This is a genomic window from Shigella sp. SIG6, assembly GCF_053555815.1.
Map to the genome: position 1 here is coordinate 1 of NZ_JBQZXC010000234.1, position 2393 is coordinate 2393.

Here is a 2393-nt window from a genome sequence, read left to right on the forward strand (position 1 = left end):
CATTACAAGAGTTATTAACCGTCGGGCAGTTTATTTCATAAAAACTTAATCCACTAAAATCATTGATATAACCAACCTGAAAAGCTGACGGAACATTTTTAAACTGCGTATCTGCATGGCTATAAGGGGTTACCATTAAACTTTGCGTTTGTGGCAACATTGTGATTCCGTTTGTTCCGATATAACCCAGCGTAACGTGATAAGGCATCTTATTGTTAAAGCGGATCGAACCATCATTTCTACGGATGATTTCAACTTTTTCGTAAGACATTACCCCATCATCTTCTAATTCAATAGCTTTTGGTCGCCAGAATAGTTTCAATGCGTGCTGCATAGTGACTTGCATCACATTTTTTTTATCTGTTTTTGGCGGTATTTCTCGCACGTTAAAATAGAAGAGCGTTTCTCTGTCATTAGGCAGTTGAGCAATTTTTTCCTGACTTATCATTCTTATTTGAATTTGCTCACTGGGATTTAAACGTACCATAGGGGGAACCGTGACAATAAAGTCACGTGATTTATTGCCTTTCGTATCTTCTATCCATGTTTGCGCCAGATAGGGTAGATTTTTGCTTTGATTAGTAAGTTTTAATGCTTCCCCTTTATCTGACTCATTCATTATGATACGGGTACGGTCCGGGATGATGGCACCCCAGGCAATGCTGCTCATGCAGGCGAGTAATACTCCTGCTGCAATGAGATTCTTTGTGTTTAAGTAGCGCATTAGTTTCATCCTGAATTAATTTTGGCTAATACACGGTAAAATAACCGTTCCGGTGGTTAAGTTGCTGCTATTGGGTGGTTGAATAAAACAGGATTTATCACCCCAGCGTAAAGTAAGTTTGCTGTCATCCTGAATGCCGTTGAGGTATACAAAGCCGCCATCAGCAACCAGTCCTAATTCTTTATGGCTGGTTTTATCTTTTACGCTAATCCCCAGTGGTGGGTGACTACCATCTGCCAGGCGAATAACCCCCATGATTTGATAGCCCTTGCGGGTATCAAGTTTGGCGTAGCCAATAGCACCTTCGGTTAAGGTGGTGGTGATAACCGAGTTTTCGATATCTACATTTTCTGGAAGATTTCGGGTATCAACGCTTAATGATGTTGTTATGTAACTGCTGACTGATGGAATAACTCCGATGCCATACCGATTAGTTACCGCGCGTTTATTGTTCAACGGAATATCTTCTGCACCATCTGCGTCGATCATAAAACGCGAGTCAGCACTACCACTATAGTCATGGAAAGCGGCTCCGTGACGAGTCGCCGTGAATGAACCATTCCAACTGGCATTCAGAGAATAATAACTGTCTCGCTGTGATGTCCCGGAGAGATAGAGACGACCGTTCTCGGTATTATGCTGATAACTGGCGCGTAGTGACGCTTTCATATCTTTGAATTCATCATTGTCGCCTGAAGCAGAAACGCTCCAGGAATTATTTCGATCGGAAGAGTCATACCACGAAGCAGTATGCGAAATCTCGTTATCCTGATTTCGTTGCATACCATAGCTCAATGTTCTACTGGTTCCCCAGGGAATCGAAATATTTAGGTACAGTTGATCCTGATTGTCTTCTTCCCAGTTTATTCGGCTAAATGTTAGAGAAGTGGAGACGTTTTTTAATGGCCCGAGATCAAAATCGCGGCTAAGTGATAATGAATAATTCACATTACTGCTGGCGTCCCAGTAAGTATTACGAGCCAAACTTACGTATGTATTTAACCTTAATGATTCGAGATACTGGTTAAACGTGACAATATAACTCTCTTTTTCATTCTGATAATTCGTGTAATGGTTAGTGTCATTGATATATTCATTCATTGTCACAAAGTTTTTATCAGAGAAACGGTAACCAGCGAAAGTGAGCTGGCTACCGGTAGATTCAAAACGTTTTGAATAGTTAGCGCGGTAGCTATAACCCGTTTCTTTATCCTGATTATGCAACTGAGCATCAGATCGTGTGACATCAAAAGATAATGAACCCAATGAGTTAAGGTTAAAACCAACGCCGGCAGCCAGAGATTGATAATCACGGTTTGTTAAAACTGAACCACCATACAGGGATACATTGTTCAGCCAACCCCATGAGAATTCACCAGTCCAGAAGAAGGGTTGTTGTAAGGAATCACCACCAACGCTGGTCGGTTTACCCATAGTAGTGGTGTAGCGAATCTGCCCTTTACGCGTCAGATAAGGAATACTATTAGATGCAACTTGCCATTGCGTAACGCGTCCGTCCTCTTCTTCAACCTTGACGTCAAGTTGCCCCTGTAATGTATTGAATAAATTGGTAATAGCAAATGGGCCTGGAGGAACATTTTCTTGATAAATAATACGGTTGTTCTGTGAGACAGTGACCTTTGCATTCGTTTGTGCGACACCCGTGATT

The 2393-nt window shown here is 41.7% G+C and carries 2 protein-coding genes; both read right to left on the minus strand.

Going from position 1 to position 2393, the window contains the following annotated elements:
* A partial coding sequence (locus ACUU1M_RS19795) for a fimbrial biogenesis chaperone (protein WP_449144767.1) occupies positions 1-724 on the minus strand: 724 nt, incomplete at its 3' end.
* Positions 725-739: 15 nt separating this feature from the next.
* Positions 740-2393: fimbria/pilus outer membrane usher protein (locus tag ACUU1M_RS19800; RefSeq protein WP_449144768.1), on the minus strand; the 1654-nt coding region annotated here is incomplete at its 5' end.